Here is a 584-nt window from a genome sequence, read left to right on the forward strand (position 1 = left end):
TCCCTCATGGAAACTGCCTTTGGTTTACTATCCAAACGTTAATTTTGCTGCGCCGAGATGGTTTGATCCTGTGCGTTTTGTTATCCAAAGCGTGTGGTTGCTTTGCTTGAAGCAAAACGTAAATACAGCGTGGGCCAAAAAAACCAGCAGCTTAGCGATGACTTTAGCCGAACAAATTCGCAATGCGTTCTACTTGCCATTTGAATTGGTTGCAAAAAGCGTCCGCTGGTTAGAACAGACAGCGAACAACATCAAAGATCCACAAGTTCGAGAGCGTATTAAAGCAAGTAAGTCCGCGATGGCGTTGAACTACACTTTGCTGTTTTTCGTGGTGTTAATCGCTTTGCTTTGTTTTACGGTGCCATTTGGTTATCAGGCTCAGACTGTCTTTGTGTTGTTACTCTGGGCATTAGCGATGATGGTTCGTCGCATGCCGGGTCGTTTTCCTACCATGCTTTTGATCATCTTGTCGGTTACGGCCTCATGTCGATACTTGTGGTGGCGTTATTCGTCTACCCTGAACTGGGACGATCCTGTTGCTTTGTTTCTAGGGGGCGTTTTACTTCTAGCTGAGACGTATTCTT

The 584-nt window shown here is 45.5% G+C and carries 1 pseudogene; it reads left to right on the forward strand.

Annotation, left to right across the window (positions count from 1 at the left end):
* Nucleotides 1-584: pseudogene (locus R8O11_RS29710) on the forward strand (UDP-forming cellulose synthase catalytic subunit); the annotation flags it as partial.

The organism is Vibrio sp. 1288 (genome assembly GCF_033344475.1).